This window comes from Bacillus sp. FSL K6-3154 (assembly GCF_040869395.1).
Classification (GTDB): Bacteria; Bacillota; Bacilli; order Bacillales; family Bacillaceae; genus Bacillus; species Bacillus safensis.
On the sequence record NZ_CP152033.1, the window covers coordinates 340114 to 354919 of the forward strand.

The following is a 14806-nucleotide window of genomic DNA, read 5'->3' on the forward strand; positions in this document are numbered from 1 at the left end:
AGCTCCCTTTATGAAAAAGATCTGAATACATAAAAAAAGAGAACGGCTTATGCCATCCTCTTTGTTATCTTACTTATTCAGCACTGACTAAAATTTTCACTTGATCTTTTTCATTGATTAATGCATGGAAGCCATCCTCGATCACATCATCCAGCTTGATTTTTTTCGTGACGAGTGTGTCTGCAGAGAAATAGCCTTTTCTCATTAAGTTTAATACAGATGGGAATACGTCTCTGTAACCGATAATTCCTTTTACTGTACGTTCTTTAATGACAATGTCATTCGGCATAATTTCTGCACCTTTTTCCCAAATGCTTACAATGACTGTTTCGCCTGAAATTCTAGTTGATTGGATTGCTTGCTTCAATACAACAGGTACACCTGTCACTTCAAAAGAAACATCGACGCCACCGTTTGTGCGGCGTGCAATTTCTTGAACAACATCTTCATACTGAGAAGGATCAACAATGATCGCTCCAAGCTCTTTTGCTTTCTCTTGACGTTCTTTTGATAATTCAACTGCATAAATATCAGTAGCACCAGCTGCTTTTAATGCTTCAATGACAAGTAAACCAATTGGTCCGCAGCCAAACACAGCCGCTGTATCCCCAGCTTGTACTTTACTAGAACGAACCGCATATAAAGCAACCGCAGAAGGCTCGACAAGCGCGCCTTGCTCATATGAGATTTCGTCTGGTAATAAATGAAGTAATTCTTCATCGACTGATACATATTCAGAGAATCCACCGCCGCCTCCGGCAAGTCCTAAAAAGCCCATGTTTTCATCTAAGTTATAAGCACCTTGATGTCCGTGAGTTGCAAAAATAGGTTCAACAACCACTCGGTCGCCTACTTTATAATTGCTCACGCCTTCTCCTACTTCAACAACTTCACCAGAGAACTCGTGTCCCAGTGTAATTGGTGCTTTTTCTTTTGTAAGTGGATGAGGTTCATTCACAGGAATGAAGATCGGTCCGCCTAAATATTCATGTAAATCACTACCGCAAATGCCGCACCATTTTACTTTCAGTTTCACTTTTCCTGGAGCAACTGTTGGTTCATCAATTTCCTCTAGTCGAATGTCCTTTTGATCGTGCCAGCGTAGTGCTTTCATTTGTAAGACTCCTTTTCTCATCAATTTAATTAACTTACTTAAATAATGATAACATAATTTTTTTAATTTTCTAAGTAGGATGCACTATTTTTTTGACAGTCAATGGACGAAAGATGACAAAACATAACAATAGACAGATTAGAAGCATACATATACACCCAATGATGACGGAGATTCTGATCGATAAAATATGAGCGAGTCCGCCAAATATTCCTGTCATGGTCATCGTCAGAATGGCTTCAACCAAAGCATAAAAGCTGGCTACCCTCCCCATCACCTCTACAGGAATATTCGTTTGATAGAACGTCATAAAGCCTGTGTTCGCAAATGCTAAAAAGAAGGCTAATATAAAAAATCCACCGGCGGCTGCAACTAGGCTGCTGGAAAATGCATAAATAAGATAGCCAAACGCCACAAACAAACTGCCGATTCCAAGCATCAGCGAAACTGACAGCCTTTCAACAATGACCGAATTAAGACTTGCTCCTGCAATAATACCCGCTCCAGCTATACTGACAAGAAGGCCATATTGTGTATCAGTCAGCATCAATACTTCTTTTGCAAAGGCTGTTTCAAGTGAGTCTATGGCCGTAGGAAGGACCGTTATCGCCGCACTAAATAATAAATATACCGTCATGATCTGGCGTGACGTCAGACTAAAACGCAGAACAAGCTTTGCATCCTCTTTTAACATTGAAAGGGAAAACCGCTTTTGGGCAGCATCTGTTTTGAGCAAATTCGGTAAACACATCGTTAACAGAGCAGATATCAACAGGCAGATGGCATTTACATAAATTGAAAGAACAGGAGTCCCAATGAGAAAGAGCAGACCTGCTGCTGCGGGCCCAAGTAAAAATCCACCGGATTGTAATAAAGAGCGAATGGCATTAAACCGTTTTCGGTTATCCGCCGGGATTAGTCCTGTCATATACACCATCGACGCTGGATGAAACATCGCTTGTGCCATCTGTATGAAAAACACCATGACATACAGAATGAGCAGATGTCCTGAAAATAAGGCAAAAGGGATGCATGCAATGAGCAGAGCACGGGTAATATCTAAACTGATCATCACATTCCGCTGATTCAGCCTGTCAATCAAACTGCCGGACCAGCTATTGGTCAAAAGAGCCGCAGCCGGTCTTAGCAAATAAACTGCTGTTACAGCAAGTACAGAGCCCGTTTCTTGAAAAATAAGCAGATGGAGGGCAATCATATAAATCCATTCTCCTATGTTCGCAATCCCGATGGCTCCAAGTAAAATACTCATATCCCGCCAATGTTTTTTCATCATTGTCCCCCCTATTTGTCATAAAAAAATCCCGCCCCCAAGACATGTCTGTCTTGAGGACGGGATTTACTCCGCGTTGCCACCTCAGTTCATTCATCTGTTGCCAGATGAACCTTAGCGGGTGATCATTCACCCTTCTCTGTAACGGGAGAAGTTCGCTGCACCACCATCCGAAGGAATCCGGTGCAGAGCTAAGAGGCTTGGTTCCATCATGCTTCCCAGCTCCTTCTCAGCTTCACGGAGTTCTCTGTGTGGGGCAGCTATGATGTACTCTTCTCTATTTGCGCTGTATCTTTTTTTCATCACGATCTTCAGCTGAATTGTTACATATTGTACTGCGCCCCGGTCAAAGCGTCAATGTTTTTTTCATGTTAATCCGCATAAATTATTTTCCTAGTCATGCCGCCATCAACAACCAAATCTGTGCCGTTCACAAATTGATTGTCTTCATCTGTTAAATAAAAACAGGCTTTCACAATATCCTTTGGCGTGCCGACTCGATTGGAAAGATGCTGCTGATGGTCAATTTCTCGAAGGCTTGTCTCATCTTTCGTTTCAATCCATCCAGGGGAAATGCTATTTACCGTAATGTGATCCTGACTAAAAGAAACTGCCAAGGCATGAGTAAGCGCGGAAATGCCGCCTTTTGATGCAGCATATGCTTCTGTATGAGGCTCTGACATGGTCGCACGGGTAGATGAAATGTTCACAATGGAACCGCCGTTTGGATTCTCTTTGATATAACGTGCTGCTTCTCTAGCGCATAAAAAAGTCCCTCTTACATTTGTATGCAGCACATGATCCCACTCATCGACCGTTAACTCATAAGGCGATGCTGTGCACATGACGCCGGCATTATTAATGAGAATATCAATTGTTTTGCAGTGCTCCACCGCAAACGACATTAAGCGCTGAATATCCTTCTCCTGTTTCACATCTGTTTTAATGAAATAAACTTCAAAGGACTCTTTTCTCAGCTGCTCCTCCAAACGCTTCCCCTTCTCTTCATCTATATCCGCAAGCACCACACGCGCCCCTTCTTTTGCATAACCGCAGGCAACCGCTTCACCAATACCATTGGCTGCGCCTGTGATGATGACGGTTTTATGTTGAAAATTCATCATTCATCCAATCCTTTCTCCATGAGATGTTGTCGTCTATCATATCATTTTGAGGAGTACGCATGAATAAAAAACCCCTTTATCGCAATTGAGAGCAATAGAGGGATTTTTTAAAAACTCAAATGGAACGAAGAAAAATGATTAATAGGATCTAATATTTTTCAAACCAATCACCATAAAAACAATCGTAAAAGCTGCTAAAACTGTTATGTCTAATAATAAGATTGATTGGTTGACCGTACCACTCATGATCTCACCAAAACCAGACATCATCCACGTTTGCGGTATAGCCAAAGAGATCTTCTTCATCATGTCTGGAACGATATCTAAAGGCCAATAAATACCACCCAGCATACACGATCCTACAATAACAATTGCACTAAATACTTCAGCTTGCTTTTTTGTATGAGATAAGGTGGCAATCATAAAACCTAAACTCACGACTAGCCCTATAACAAATGATCCAAACACTAGAATATGAATTACGTTGCCTAAGTACACATGAAAGAACACAGATAGGACAGTCAAAAGAACACCCAGTTGTATCCATCCAAGGAGGAAATAAGCCACTAAATAGCCCAGAAGCACATATATTTTATGAATTGGACTCGAAAGCAATCTTTGCCATGTATAATCTTTATATTCCAAATGAATAGATGACACAGAGCTTGAAATCGCAAACATCATAAACATAATGGTAAAGCCAAGCGGTATTAAATTTGGCTGCTGGCTTGCTTGATCATCTTGATTTTTTTCAATCAATGAAATGGTGCCAGATTCATTTAACTTGTTCAATGCATTAGTGAGAGAAACACTTTTCTGCTCTTTCACACCCTGATTGATTTGATAAATGATGGTAGCTGTCTCTTTTAAATAAGGAGATAAGACTGCATATTCTTCAGTTTTCTTATAAACTGTCACATCAAAAATTTCTTTATTTTCTTTTAGATGGGACTTTAATTGGTTTGCGACTTTTACAGACGCCACTACCTTTTCTTCAGATACTAAATCTTTTGCGTCTCTTTCAGTCGCCTTTACCCAGAGAAATTTGGTGTTTTTTTCGAGAATTTGAAAAATTTCTTGATCCAGTTTCCCTTGACTAGGCTCTAGAATAAAAGCAACTGTAGGTTTCTTTGAATCAGATGCGGTACTGCCAAAGATAAAACTAAATACGATTGGCATAACAAATAAAAAAATGAGGGTCAATGGGGACTTTAATGTTTCTTTTAACTTTAACGTTATAATGGCTAATATTTTATGCATAACGATGCTTCCTTTCAAAAGACATTCTTAATAAAGCAATGATGAAGAAAGCTAGTCCCATCCCACAGCTAAGTAATAATCCGCTTTGAATTTCACTAAAATCAGCACCTGCCATACTTTTCAAAAACATTTGAAGTGCAAGAGAATTAGGTAAAAAATAGCTGATATCAATTACCCATTGCGGGAATAAGTATAAGGGCACCATACTCCCACCTAAAGCAGCTAACACTTGAGTTCCTAAAATCCCCACACTGTTAAACGTTTTTTCTCTATTGATAAAAGAACCAATCAGCACCCCGAAACCCGCAGCATTTAATATAAAACTACATCCGATCATAACAACAGTAAAAGGCTCTCCCCAGTTCACCTTAAAGACAAAACTAGTAAATAAAATAATGACCGCAAGTTGAATCATACTCATCAAAACAATACCTAATAACTTCCCAACGATGTAACTAGTATTGCTTAATTTTGATACAATCAGCCTTTTATAAACATCTTCCTCTTTTTCCTCTATCATACTTCCAACTAGAAAAACAACAGTCATTAATAAAAAAAGCACACCCATCCCGCCTGCGTAGTATTGGAAGGATGTAATCGGCTGGCTGTTGATATGAATATTTCTCTCGTTCACCAGGTCTTTTTTCAGTTGATCAGACACGATCTCCACTTCTTTACCTTGATTCAACGGCACCAGAATACGATTCATATGATAATTTTGAAAGAATTTCAAAACCACATTTTCCAGAACCATTTCCTGTAAGTTTGAATTAGGCCCTTTCAAAATATTCAATTGCACATGATCATGATTCAATAGACTTTTTTCAAAATTCGGCTTGATGATTATCCCCATTGTAATGTCTCTACTATTTAAATCTTTCTCTAGCTGATTTTTCGAGGTGACCTTCACATCAAATATGTCACTTAGTTCACTCTTAGACACTGTTGAAAGAAACATTTTACTTGTAGCGGACTTATCTTGATCTGTTATTCCTACTCGAAATGAATTGATCTTGATTTCACTATCTTTCTGCATGTTATCTCCAAATGCTGCACCTAAAATAGCAATTAATATGATAGGCATAAAAAAAAGTGTAAAAAAGCTTTTCTTATCCCTAAAAAACAATAATAGATCTTTCAGTACAACCCAAATGCTCATATGCTCACCTCCAAACAGCCTAATCCCTCAATTTTTTACTAGTTAAATATAAAAAAACATTTTCTAAGTTTGGTTCTACGATTTCTGCTGAAATAATTTGAACATTTAATGCAGTCACACCTTGAATGAGACGACTTAATAGCTGCTGAGGATGTTGATCAAATATTTTAATTTGATTTCCATGAATCACGATTTCCTTTAACGGATCTTCATCATGTATGTATTGGCAAACACGATCTATTTCGCTCTGTCCATGTTCACGTTTAATAGTAAAAATAATTTCCCTTTGATTGCCGACAAGCTCACTTAATTCATGTTGATCCCCCATTGCAATGATCGATCCGTGGTCCAAAATAGCCATTCTTTCACATAAATATTCGACTTCTTCCATGTAATGACTAGTATATATAATTGTCATCCCTTCATTATTTAACATTTTTACTGTTTCTAGTATGTGATTTCTTGATTGTGGATCTATACCTACAGTCGGTTCATCCATGATTAATAGTTTCGGTTGATGCAAAATCGAGCATCCGATATTCACTCTTCTTTTCATTCCTCCAGAGAATACTTTCACTTTGTCATTTGCTCTATCTTCAAGACCAATTAACTGAAGTGTTTCTTGTACTCTGCTTTTTAACTCCTTTCCTTTGAGTCCGTACATTCTCCCCCAAAATATTAAATTTTCTTTTGCTGTCAAATGTAAATATAACGCGATCTCTTGCGGGACAATACCAATCATTTGCTGTGCTCTATTTGTTTCTTTGTTTAAATCTAAACCTTCAATCGTTACAGAGCCGCTAGTTGCTCGGATAAGCCCTGTCAAGATGCCAATTAATGTGGATTTCCCAGCACCATTCGGTCCCAATAGACCAAATGATTCTCCTTTTTTTAAGTGAAAGGTTACCCCTTTTAATACCTGCTTATTCTCATAATTTTTCTTAATGTCATGTACTTTTAGCAACCTATCTCTCTCCTCTATTCGGCATATCGTTCTCTTACATAAAAAACCTAAAAATATTTACCATCCAATCAAATTATAATATATGGTATAAAATTCTACTAAATATCAATATTTCCAATCCGTTCATTTTAACATGTTACGGAATGCAGGAGAATAGTACAGACTTTTATAAATGTTGAAAACACAAAAAAACTTACAAGAGGTTCTTGTAAGTTTTTTAATCAATATATGCGGATCAAATACTAATTTCAGTCATATTACATCACAGAAGGGGGATCACCACTCACAAATGTTTGACCCTGCTTTTTCCACAAAGTTTAATCGACATTTTTATTCTTTCCTGAAAAGAGCAATCCAGTCATCCACCTCTATTGATTCTATTTGATCCTCTGTCATGTTCAATCTATAATATTGCTTTATTTTCTCGTTAGCATCTAGCATGTATTTTGTAACGATCTCTTCTTCCTTTAAAGTTTTCGTTGTTCGCTTGACCCATTCTTGAAAAGGGTAACGTTTTTTTCGTTCCATTGATCTTACTTCTTTTATTCCCTCTTTATAAAACAATTCCCGCCATTGTTCTGTAGATAGACAGGACACATGACTTGGGTCTCTCAATCTTTCCAGCTCATTGATAAATAGTGCAAGCTCTTCATCATTTGGCGAAACATTATCAATAAAGAAAAACAGACCATTTGACTTTAATACGCGAGATGCCTCTTTGGCAAACTGTTCAGGGTGCGGGAAATGGTGTGCTGCAATTCGGCATGTGACCATATCAAATGTGCCATCTAAAAAAGGAAGGCTTTCTGCATCCGCTACTACATAAAAAATTTGTGGATACGCTTTTAAATGAAGTGATGTATGAGAAAGCATCTCTTTCGTTAAATCCGTCGCAAATACTTGATTCACATATGGAGCCAATGCTTTTGCGGTATGCCCGCCACCAGTTGCTATATCGAGGACGATCCAGCTTTCTTTTGGAGCTGTCCATTCAACGATTAGATCCAGGTCTGCTCCCTTTGCATGAGTTTGACTCGTCACATACTTTTCTGCATTTCTCCCAAATTGTTCTACAACCCTTCTTTTGGCTTGATCTGAATTCATCTAATTCCTCCCCCTTGAAATGGATTTGTATATTCTATGTGATTTTCCACAATAAAGAGCCGTCCCATTTTATTGAGCGGCTCCTTTCATGTTAAAAATTATCGAGAAAGCATCCCGTGCGGGTCAATGACAAATTTCTTCGCCACACCCGAATCAAAGTCACTATATCCTTTAGGGGCTTGATCAAGGTCAATGACGGTCGCATTGACGGCTTTAGCGATCTGTGCTCTGCCGCTTAAAATGGATTTCATTAGACTGCGATGATATTGCATAACAGGGGTTTGACCTGTCACAAAGGTATGAGCTTTCGCCCAGCCAAGTCCAATTCGCACTTTCAGAGAACCGACTTTTGCATCGGCATCCACTGCTCCTGGATCTTCTGTGACATAAAGCCCTGGAATTCCAAGCTTGCCGCCAACTTTAGTAATATCCATAATCGTATTTAAAACAGTTGCTGGTGCTTCTCCCTGGTCTCCATGACCCGAAGCTTCAAAGCCGACACAATCGACGGCACAATCAACTTCTGGCTCCCCTAAAATATTCGTAATTTGTTCGCCGATTCGATCATGTTTTCGTAGATTGATCGTCTCACAGCCGAAGCTTCTTGCCTGTTCCAGTCTTTGCTCATTCAGATCTCCAACAATCACAGCAGATGCGCCAAGAAGCTGAGCCGAATGTGCTGCTGCAAGACCTACTGGCCCAGCACCTGCAATATATACGGTCGAACCAGGCTTTACTCCAGCCGTATAAGCACCATGAAAACCTGTCGGGAAAATATCGGAAAGCATCGTGAGATCAAGTATTTTTTCCATCGCTTGATCTTTGTCTGGAAATTTGAGCAGTTGAAAATCTGCATATGGAACCATGACATACTCGGATTGGCCGCCAACCCATCCGCCCATATCTACATATCCATAGGCAGAGCCAGGGCGGTCCGGGTTTACATTTAAGCACACATGGGTTTTTTGTTCCTTACACATGACGCAGCGTCCGCATGCAATATTAAACGGAACGGACACGAGATCTCCTTTTTGAATAAACTCTACATCTCGCCCAACTTCCACGACTTCACCTGTAATTTCATGACCAAGGACAAGTCCTTCAGGTGCAGTCGTACGCCCTCTCACCATGTGCTGATCACTTCCGCAAATATTCGTCGTCACTACTTTTAAAATGACGCCATGCTCACATTTGCGCCCCACATTGGCTTTAGGTACACCCGGGCCGTCTTTTAAGACCAAATCAGGGTATCCAATATCCTCAACTGCTACTTTTCCTGCTCCTTTATAAACGACACCTTTGTTTCCCGACATGATTTCATTCCTCCCTTTTGTTTAAAAATGAAGTCTCTACAATTTTCTCTATTTCTTAAGCAATTTCCTTCTTCAAACAGCACATTATGTGAAAAAGAGGGAGTCACATGTCTATGTGAGAAAGAAAAATGTGTCTTTCAGCGAAATAAAAAAGAAAATATTGAAAAAAAAGCTAAACTTTTGCAGAACGGTGTCGATATAAGAAATAAGCCAGACAGGTATCCTTAATCGACAAACAAATTCCTTATATATACTATCATTCCTTACACACCTGGCTGGCGCCTATATCACATACAAAAGGCTCTTCTGATGAAGAACCTTTTTTTATTGCAGGCAAAGAGGCTCCTCTGACGAAGAGCCTCTTTTTTGAGTGCTTGTTCATTACCTGGGAAATATTTTCATCATTTTAAGGCTTTGATACAGATGTATGTATCATAGTGATAAACCGAGACTTCTCTAAAGTGATATGCTGAAAACAGACGGCTGATCTCTTCTTCACTGTACGATGAAAAAGATGTTGACCGTTTTTGTTCGTTGATCAGCTCCTGCTTTTGGAAAGATAAAAATACTTCTCCATCCACTTGAAGGACGCGGTACACTTCCTTCATGACTTGCTCAATATCCTTCAAGTAATAGATCGTCTGCACCGTAAATAATTTATTGAATGATCTGTCTTCAAAAGGTAATTGCTCAGCCTTACCAAGCGTAATGACGGCTTTGTCCTGTTCCGCAAGCTTCTTATGTTTTCTTTTTGCATATTTAATCATATGGCGAGAGGCATCCACTCCATATACTTTTCCGCGGTCAAGTTTTTCAGCTACCTTTGATAAGGTGATGCCTCTTCCAGTCCCAATTTCTAAAATTCGGTCATTTTCTTGTATATTTAAGAGTTGAATCGTCCATTCATTGATATTATGATGATTTTTTTCCATATAGCGGGCAACCCATTTTGAGAACAAGCCTTTTGGTTCCCTCATTTGTTTTCCAATCCAGCTTTGAATCAATGTTAACACCTGCTTTTCACCAGTAAATAAAACTATTTACAAATTTCCTTACTTTTCATATCGGCTCTCACCTTACAAAAATTAAGACCTAGTCCTAATTTATTTGTCTCTTATAAGACGCTCCTTTTCAGAAAATGTTTCGCAGAAAGTGAAAATTTTTTTAACCTGAATAGGCGTTTTCATTATTTGTGCTCAGATTGATTTCGTTTTCTGCATGAGCTGCATAATTTATAAATGTATCTTGATTAGATAAAGGTGGTGCTAGATTATGGGCTTTGGCGGTTATTCTGGAGGCTACTGCGGTGGCTACGGTGGCGGTTTTGCAGGCGGATTCGCATTGCTTGTTGTACTGTTCATTTTGTTGATCATCATTGGTGCAAGCTGGATTTGCTAACGTAAAAGGAGCAGGAAACGTCATGGTTTCCTGCTCCTTTTCTTTAATACCAATAAGTCCGGTACTGATACATATAACGTCTGAGCATTTCCTCTTGCTCTCTTTGCATGCGGTATGGATTGCCGTATCCGTGCTTTAAGGAATGCGGAATAGATGCATACCCGTGCCCCACAGACGGAAATCTCATATATGGTGACATCGACATTCATTGATCACCTCACAATCACCTTTTACGGTATCATATGTGCAGGTGATCAATGTGGAGCGTGTCTAAACCTGGTCCTTCTCCATCGTATAACAATCAAGCATTGCAAGCATCATAAACATGTCAATCTCCTCCTTTTCACATTTTTCATTTCCTGTTTTAGTTCATATACTTTAGTTGTTTCTGTTTCATTTCTTCATAAATTGTTTCGACTTCTTGTTCGTAAAGAACGGTCTCAATGTCCTTGTATTTCCGCTTAATCGTCAAAGTAATAAAAAATAAATGGATTGTCATATACGCTCACCTCCCTTCAGTTCGCAGCACGCGAAATAGCCCGCAGATCTTCTTTATCAGTTGACCTGCGGGCACACAAAAATGCAGATCAAAAGACAGTGTCTTCCAACCTGCAATGGATGATACGTGTGAAATCCTCGTTTACTTAAACAGTTTTGAAGCGTGCACCGTATAAGGCAAAGGAAGGACACGAACTCTTCCACAGGCTGATGACATGATGAAATTGTTGGTTGAATTGATCACAAGTAGATACGAATAACATATTCTTCAGCCTCCTTTACGTTTTTTTAATTACTTTGTAAGTATATCCAGCAAGCACCATTTTGTAAACCTGTTTTTAGTAATATAGATGAATTTTGTGTTTTTGACTAAATTTCTACAGTTATTCTTGTCCGATTGTCCAATACAATAAAAAAAGCCTCCTCAGGCAAATGAGGAGGCTTTCGAATTAATCTTCATCTAATTCTTGCAGTTTCTTTTGAAAGAAAATCGCGCGTTTAACACAAACAAAAGCTGCTAATAAGAAAACACAATCTATTCCCAACATCACCATTTTTGGAGATGCTTCGATGTGCTGGTTCGGTAAGATCGTACCAATATATAAAAAGGTGCTGACAGCAAGCAAAATAAAAGCGTACTGCTTGTAATCTGTCACTAAATCACTCCACTTTTTCTTCACTTGTTTCACCTTCCAGTTATCAATGTCTATTCATAGCTTAACATAGTGAGAGAAAGCGAGGAGCATGTAAATCTATCCATTCGCCAGTGCGCTTAGTCCTTGCTTGATATCATGTAGTAAATCATCCACATCTTCAATTCCGACGGAAATACGAATTAAACCATCTGTGATACCAAGCTCCTCCCGGCGGTCTTTTGGAATGGACGCATGGGTCATCCGGGCAGGGACAGAAATTAAGCTTTCAACCGCTCCAAGGCTTTCTGCGATTGTAAACAGCTTAAGCTGGCTTAAAAATACATCGACATGTTCTTCTTTTCCAATATCAAAAGAGATCATGCCGCCGAAGCCGGATGCTTGTGTTTTCGCAAGTTCATGTCCAGGGTGAGTATCGAGACCTGGATAATAAACACGTGTGACGGCTGCATGTTGCTTTAAAAACTCAGCGATTTTCTGTGCATTTTGTTGATGTGCTTCCATTCGTAGTCCAAGCGTTTTCATCCCTCTCATGAGAAGCCACGAATCCTGCGGCCCAAGAATTCCGCCTGTCGAGTTTTGAACAAAGTGCAGTTCTTCTCCAAGCTCTTTCGTCGCTGTGACGACAAGCCCGCCTACAACATCACTATGGCCGCCTAAATACTTAGTCGCACTGTGCAAGACAATGTCTGCGCCATATTCAATCGGCTTTTGGAAATACGGTGTGAAAAATGTATTGTCGACAATCATCAAGATGTTGGCTTCCTTTGTCAATTCGCCGATGGCTTTTAGATCCGTCATTTTGAGTAAAGGATTGGTTGGCGATTCAATGTAAACGGCTTTTGTTTCAGGTAAAATGGCTTTTTTCACTGCTTCAGGATCACTTGTGTCAACAAAAGTTGCAGTAATGCCAATGCGGTTTAGCACCTTTGTGATGACGCGGTAGGTTCCGCCGTACACGTCATCTGTCAGCACAATATGATCTCCGCTGTTAAACAGCATCATCACAGCCGTAATGGCTGCCATCCCTGAACCAAATGCGTAGCCGCTTGCTCCTCCTTCAAGATCACGAATGACTGTTTCCAGGGCAGTTCTTGTTGGATTTGCTGTTCTGGAGTATTCATACCCCGTATGTTCGCCTGCTTTCGGCTGCTTATAAGTACTCACTTGGTAAATCGGCACAGACACGGCGCCTGTTCTCTCATCACCCGTTGTTCCACTGTGAATCATCATTGTTTTTGGTTTCATTCTATTTTCCTCCCTCATAAATTCCTTTACTTAAATATCGCTCACTGCTGTCAGGAAAAATGGTGACAATGACTGTCCCAGGTGCTGCTTTCTTTGCTTCCTCTAAAGCGGCAAATAAAGCGGAACCAGAAGAGCTGCCGATGAGAACACCTTCTTTTTCAGCTGCTTCTTTCACCATTCGAAACGCATCATCATCACTGACAGTGTAAATCTCATCAAATAAAGCCTGCTCCATATAATCTGGGATAAATTCAAGGCCAATTCCTTCCGTTCTATGCGGACCCGGATCCCCTCCATTTAAAATTGATCCTTCAGGCTCCACAACCACTGTTTTTAACGCCTGATTCTGCTCTTTTAAATAGGCGGCACAACCTTGAAAAGTTCCGCCAGATCCTGCTCCCGCCACGAATACATCGATATTCCCTTTTAAGTCGGACCATAATTCGGGACCGAGCGTTCTGTAGTAAGTCAATGGATTTACTTGGTTTTTAAATTGTAAAACACAATAGGCATTGTCAAGGCTTGCCTCTAATTCAAGGGCTCGATCAATCGCACCCTTCATGCCTTCTTTTCTCGGCGTATGAATAATCTCTGCACCGAGCGCCTTCATCAGTTGTTGTTTTTCTTGACTAAAATGTTCTGGTACACAAAAAATGGTCTGCAATTGATGCTTTCTTGCACTTAGGGCAAGCCCAATTCCTGTGTTTCCAGCAGTGGCTTCAATAATAGTTCCGCCTGGACGCAGTTTGCCAGATGCTAATGCTTCTCTGATGAGCATGTCACCTAAACGATCCTTAATACTTCCACCTGGATTCATCATCTCAAGCTTTGCATACACCTCAACGCCTTCTGGGACGCCAATCCCTGACAGCTTTAAAAGCGGTGTGCGGCCAATTAATTCAGTAATATCCTTTATGACAGCCATATGATTCCCTTCCTTTGCATGGAAAAGAAGGGGGAAACCCCTTCTTTTATTGTGTTTGCTTTATCATACGCAAGACAAGGTCGGTTGAGTGAATCGCTGCTTGCTCAAGGAATTGATCAAAGGAGATATTGGATTCTTTCCCTGCAATATCGGATAGCGCACGAACGACAACAAATGGCGTACCAAAGAGCTGGCAGACCTGTGCAACGGCTGCGGCTTCCATTTCCACCGCATATAACTCTGGAAACTTCTCTCTCACAAACGCTACACGATCCGGATCATTCATAAACGAATCTCCTGTTGCAATCGTTCCTTTTGCCACTTGAATATGATCAATTTCTAAAGCAGATTCTTCTGCCAGCTTCACAAGCTTTTCATCTGCAATGAAAGCAGCTGGAAGTCCCGGCACTTGTCCATATTCGTAATCAAAGATGGTCACATCTACATCATGATGTCTCACATCAGTAGAGATGACAATATCACCTACATTTAATGAGTGGTGAAAACCGCCAGCAGATCCTGTATTGATCACATAATCTGGCTGAAAGCGGTCAAGCAGTAATGTTGTGCTGACCGCTGCATTTACTTTTCCAATTCCTGATTTTAATAAAATCACTTCTTTATTTTCATAAACACCTGTTGTAAATTCACACCCAGCGATGTTTTCTTGTGTAGCATTTTTTAGTTGATCTCTTAAAATCGTCACTTCTTCTTCCATTGCACCTATAACTGCGATTTTCAAATCAAAAACATCC

At 40.0% G+C, this 14806-nt stretch carries 15 protein-coding genes, 1 pseudogene and 1 other annotated feature; of the genes and pseudogenes, 1 reads left to right on the forward strand and 15 read right to left on the reverse strand.

Features of this window, described 5'->3' with window-relative positions; all coding sequences use genetic code 11:
* Positions 1 to 73: 73 nt before the first annotated feature.
* The 9 genes from MHH61_RS01945 to MHH61_RS01985 form a co-directional block, all read right to left on the reverse strand.
* Positions 74 to 1114: a 2,3-butanediol dehydrogenase gene (locus MHH61_RS01945; protein ID WP_017358082.1), complete on the reverse strand. Its 1041-nt coding sequence runs from the start codon at positions 1112 to 1114 to the stop codon at positions 74 to 76.
* A 70-nt stretch (positions 1115 to 1184) separates the two neighbouring features.
* Positions 1185 to 2405 (reverse strand): MFS transporter, encoded by a 1221-nt coding sequence (locus tag MHH61_RS01950; protein ID WP_103131913.1) that lies wholly within the window; start codon positions 2403 to 2405, stop codon positions 1185 to 1187.
* Positions 2406 to 2457: 52 nt separating this feature from the next.
* Positions 2458 to 2698, reverse strand: a binding site (T-box leader).
* Positions 2699 to 2776: 78 nt separating this feature from the next.
* A complete protein-coding gene (locus tag MHH61_RS01955; RefSeq protein WP_125586725.1) occupies positions 2777 to 3526 on the reverse strand; it encodes an SDR family oxidoreductase in 750 nt (249 codons plus the stop codon).
* A gap of 141 nt (positions 3527 to 3667) precedes the next feature.
* Positions 3668 to 4789: an ABC transporter permease gene (locus MHH61_RS01960; RefSeq protein ID WP_034622662.1), complete on the reverse strand. Its 1122-nt coding sequence runs from the start codon at positions 4787 to 4789 to the stop codon at positions 3668 to 3670.
* Positions 4782 to 5948: an ABC transporter permease gene (locus MHH61_RS01965; protein ID WP_125586646.1), complete on the reverse strand. Its 1167-nt coding sequence runs from the start codon at positions 5946 to 5948 to the stop codon at positions 4782 to 4784. The genes MHH61_RS01960 and MHH61_RS01965 overlap by 8 nt, the downstream gene beginning before the upstream one ends.
* A gap of 19 nt (positions 5949 to 5967) precedes the next feature.
* Positions 5968 to 6912, reverse strand: a complete 945-nt coding sequence (locus tag MHH61_RS01970; RefSeq protein ID WP_169510670.1) for an ABC transporter ATP-binding protein — start codon at positions 6910 to 6912, stop codon at positions 5968 to 5970.
* Positions 6913 to 7242: 330 nt separating this feature from the next.
* On the reverse strand, positions 7243 to 8016 hold the full coding sequence (locus MHH61_RS01975) for a class I SAM-dependent methyltransferase (protein ID WP_056767935.1): 774 nt from the start codon (positions 8014 to 8016) through the stop codon (positions 7243 to 7245).
* Between the two features lie 98 nt (positions 8017 to 8114).
* Positions 8115 to 9329 carry a formaldehyde dehydrogenase, glutathione-independent gene (gene fdhA / locus MHH61_RS01980; RefSeq protein WP_024423097.1) on the reverse strand — a complete coding sequence of 405 codons (1215 nt, stop codon included), beginning with the start codon at positions 9327 to 9329 and terminating at the stop codon, positions 8115 to 8117.
* A 401-nt stretch (positions 9330 to 9730) separates the two neighbouring features.
* The gene (locus MHH61_RS01985; protein ID WP_024427897.1) at positions 9731 to 10333 is read right to left on the reverse strand and encodes a class I SAM-dependent methyltransferase; all 603 of its coding nucleotides are present in this window, start codon (positions 10331 to 10333) and stop codon (positions 9731 to 9733) included.
* 319 nt (positions 10334 to 10652) lie between these two features.
* Here MHH61_RS01985 and MHH61_RS01990 point away from each other — a divergent pair.
* A pseudogene (locus MHH61_RS01990) lies at positions 10653 to 10727 on the forward strand (YjcZ family sporulation protein); the annotation flags it as partial.
* A 43-nt stretch (positions 10728 to 10770) separates the two neighbouring features.
* Here MHH61_RS01990 and MHH61_RS01995 read toward each other — a convergent pair.
* From MHH61_RS01995 to mtnN, 6 genes are all read right to left on the reverse strand, one after another.
* Positions 10771 to 10926, reverse strand: coding sequence for a hypothetical protein (locus tag MHH61_RS01995; protein WP_223251019.1), 156 nt, complete (start codon positions 10924 to 10926; stop codon positions 10771 to 10773).
* 165 nt (positions 10927 to 11091) lie between these two features.
* On the reverse strand, positions 11092 to 11226 hold the full coding sequence (locus tag MHH61_RS02000) for a YrzI family small protein (protein ID WP_065214597.1): 135 nt from the start codon (positions 11224 to 11226) through the stop codon (positions 11092 to 11094).
* Between the two features lie 448 nt (positions 11227 to 11674).
* Positions 11675 to 11905 (reverse strand): YrhC family protein, encoded by a 231-nt coding sequence (locus MHH61_RS02005; RefSeq protein ID WP_024427896.1) that lies wholly within the window; start codon positions 11903 to 11905, stop codon positions 11675 to 11677.
* 72 nt (positions 11906 to 11977) lie between these two features.
* Positions 11978 to 13126: a bifunctional cystathionine gamma-lyase/homocysteine desulfhydrase gene (locus MHH61_RS02010; protein WP_024423100.1), complete on the reverse strand. Its 1149-nt coding sequence runs from the start codon at positions 13124 to 13126 to the stop codon at positions 11978 to 11980.
* A gap of 1 nt (position 13127) precedes the next feature.
* Positions 13128 to 14051 carry a PLP-dependent cysteine synthase family protein gene (locus tag MHH61_RS02015; protein WP_024427895.1) on the reverse strand — a complete coding sequence of 308 codons (924 nt, stop codon included), beginning with the start codon at positions 14049 to 14051 and terminating at the stop codon, positions 13128 to 13130.
* 46 nt (positions 14052 to 14097) lie between these two features.
* On the reverse strand, positions 14098 to 14793 hold the full coding sequence (gene mtnN / locus MHH61_RS02020) for a 5'-methylthioadenosine/S-adenosylhomocysteine nucleosidase (protein ID WP_024427894.1): 696 nt from the start codon (positions 14791 to 14793) through the stop codon (positions 14098 to 14100).
* Between the last annotated feature and the right edge of the window lie 13 nt (positions 14794 to 14806).

What these genes read in the sequence shown, in the direction of transcription:
- MHH61_RS02010 (WP_024423100.1), bottom strand. Translation starts at nt 13,126, where the DNA reads ATGAAACCAAAAACAATGATGATTCACAGTGGAACAACGGGTGATGAG.
- MHH61_RS01960 (WP_034622662.1), bottom strand. Translation starts at nt 4,789, where the DNA reads ATGCATAAAATATTAGCCATTATAACGTTAAAGTTAAAAGAAACATTA.
- MHH61_RS01975 (WP_056767935.1), bottom strand. Translation starts at nt 8,016, where the DNA reads ATGAATTCAGATCAAGCCAAAAGAAGGGTTGTAGAACAATTTGGGAGA.
- MHH61_RS01965 (WP_125586646.1), bottom strand. Translation starts at nt 5,948, where the DNA reads ATGAGCATTTGGGTTGTACTGAAAGATCTATTATTGTTTTTTAGGGAT.
- MHH61_RS01950 (WP_103131913.1), bottom strand. Translation starts at nt 2,405, where the DNA reads ATGAAAAAACATTGGCGGGATATGAGTATTTTACTTGGAGCCATCGGG.
- MHH61_RS01995 (WP_223251019.1), bottom strand. Translation starts at nt 10,926, where the DNA reads ATGTCACCATATATGAGATTTCCGTCTGTGGGGCACGGGTATGCATCT.
- MHH61_RS01945 (WP_017358082.1), bottom strand. Translation starts at nt 1,114, where the DNA reads ATGAAAGCACTACGCTGGCACGATCAAAAGGACATTCGACTAGAGGAA.
- MHH61_RS02000 (WP_065214597.1), bottom strand. Translation starts at nt 11,226, where the DNA reads ATGACAATCCATTTATTTTTTATTACTTTGACGATTAAGCGGAAATAC.
- MHH61_RS01955 (WP_125586725.1), bottom strand. Translation starts at nt 3,526, where the DNA reads ATGAATTTTCAACATAAAACCGTCATCATCACAGGCGCAGCCAATGGT.
- fdhA (WP_024423097.1), bottom strand. Translation starts at nt 9,329, where the DNA reads ATGTCGGGAAACAAAGGTGTCGTTTATAAAGGAGCAGGAAAAGTAGCA.
- MHH61_RS02015 (WP_024427895.1), bottom strand. Translation starts at nt 14,051, where the DNA reads ATGGCTGTCATAAAGGATATTACTGAATTAATTGGCCGCACACCGCTT.